We start from the raw sequence: 1,788 nt of genomic DNA, 5'->3' as shown, positions 1-1,788 counted from the left end.
CTCAAACAGGTCGGACACGGCAGACTGGATGTGGGCCGGGACTGCTGCACGAGTAGGTGACAACCGATCTGTGGGGCCCTGCGGGGTCCTGCTGGAAGGATGTTTGCCATGCCGAAACCCCACCCAAGAGAGTTCCGCGACGACGTCGTGGCCGTGGCCCGCAAGGGCGAGGCGCCGATCGCCCAGATCGCGAAGGACTTCGGGATCAGCGAGTCTTGTCTGCGGAACTGGCTGCACCGGGCCGATGTCGAGGACGGCCACCGGTCCGGGACCACCGAGGCCGACGCCAAGGAACTCCGCGACGCGAAGCGCCGGATCCGGCTGCTAGAGCAGGAGAACGAGGTCCTGCGTCGAGCGGCGGCGTACCTGTCGCAGGCCAACCTGCCGGGAAAATGATGTACCCGCTCGTCAAAGAGCTGGCCGCCGGCGGGATCCCCGTCACGGTCACGTGCCGGGTCTTGAAGCTCGCCCGCCAGCCCTACTACCGCTGGCTCGCCCACCCCATCAGCGACTCCGAACTCGCCGAGGCCTACCTGGCCAACGCCCTGTTCGACGCCCACCACGATGATCCGGAGTTCGGCTACCGACTCCTGGCCGATGAGGCGCGCGCTGCCGGCCACACCGGGTGTGACCGAACAGTGTGGCGGATCTGTGCGGACAACGGCTGGTGGAGCGCGTTCGGCAAGAAACGTGGCCGCAACGGCAAGAAGCCCGGCCCGCCGGCCCACGACGACCTGGTGAAGCGGGACTTCACCGCGACCGGGCCGAACCAGCTGTGGCTGACCGACATCACCGAGCACTGGACCGATGAGGGCAAGTTGTACGAGTGCGCGGTCAAGGACGTGTGGTCCAACCGGATCGTCGGCTACTCCATCAGTGACCGGATGAAGTCCAAGATCGCCGTCGACGCGCTCAACATGGCCGTCGCACGTCGCGGGAGCGTGGCCGGCTGCACCGTGCACAGCGATCGAGGCAGCCAATTTCGTTCCAGGAAGTTCTTGGCCGCGCTCCGCCGTCACCAGCTGAAAGGGTCGATGGGCCAAGTCGCCTCCGCCGGCGACAACGCCGCCATGGAATCCTTCTTCGCCCTGCTCCAGAACAACGTCCTCGACCGGCAACGCTGGCACACCCGCCACGACCTCCGGATCGCCATCGTCACCTGGACCGAACGCACCTACCACCGCCGCCGACGCCAGCAACGCCTCGGCCGATTGACCCCCATCGAGTTCGAGACCATCATGACCACACCGGCCCTCCAGGCCGCCTAACCCAACCTGTCACCAAGACGTGCAGCAGTCCCGCCATCGGTGATAACTCCTTCGATGCGTGCTTGGCCGTACACACCGAAGATCTCGCCGATGGCCCTCCCATCAGCTCAGGACACGCCCTCCTCCAAAACCCACCACTCCACGGGACTCACACCGGTGGACGACCAGGACTCGGAGAAGCCTCCGCCTGCACACACCCTCACTCCCTCCACCGGAACGCCCAGTCGGGTCGCCTCCCGGTACACATCGTTGAGAATGCAGGCCGCCACGGAGGCATGGAGAAGATGCACCCCCGTGAACGTGATCGACAGATCCACCCCACCCGCCGTCCAACGGTGGTCGAGGTGCACGGTGTCGCCTTCAGCGGGATCCGGACGCAAGCTTCCTGCCGCGCACGCAACTTCGAACTCACCCATGGGGTCTACCGTGCCTCCGCACCCACGGCGACCGCAACGAACTCGCGGCGGCAGAAGCGGACGTTCGCACCCCGCCCTTCTGGGTTCCTACTGACGGCTCGAGC

2 protein-coding genes are annotated in these 1,788 nt (G+C 66.2%); one reads left to right on the top strand and one right to left on the bottom strand.

Annotation, left to right across the window (positions count from 1 at the left end; translation table 11 throughout):
* Window positions 1–108: 108 nt before the first annotated feature.
* Window positions 109–1,268 (top strand): IS3 family transposase gene (locus IFY26_RS17500; RefSeq protein ID WP_232550290.1). Its coding sequence is split into 2 segments (ribosomal slippage): window positions 109–387 and window positions 390–1,268, totalling 1,158 coding nucleotides; the frame shifts between segments, so codons are not numbered across the junction.
* A gap of 107 nt (window positions 1,269–1,375) precedes the next feature.
* Here the strand turns inward: IFY26_RS17500 and IFY26_RS17495 are convergent.
* On the bottom strand, window positions 1,376–1,684 hold the full coding sequence (locus IFY26_RS17495) for an OsmC family protein (protein ID WP_232550289.1): 309 nt from the start codon (window positions 1,682–1,684) through the stop codon (window positions 1,376–1,378).
* Window positions 1,685–1,788 lie beyond the last annotated feature (104 nt).

The organism is Propioniciclava soli (assembly GCF_014858005.1).
In the GTDB taxonomy this organism is placed as follows: domain Bacteria; phylum Actinomycetota; class Actinomycetes; order Propionibacteriales; family Propionibacteriaceae; genus Propioniciclava; species Propioniciclava soli.
This window is presented reverse-complemented; position numbering and strand designations above follow the sequence as displayed.

Excerpts from the sequence above, each read along its gene's own strand:
- IFY26_RS17495 (WP_232550289.1), bottom strand. The coding sequence starts at position 1,684 with ATGGGTGAGTTCGAAGTTGCGTGCGCGGCAGGAAGCTTGCGTCCGGAT.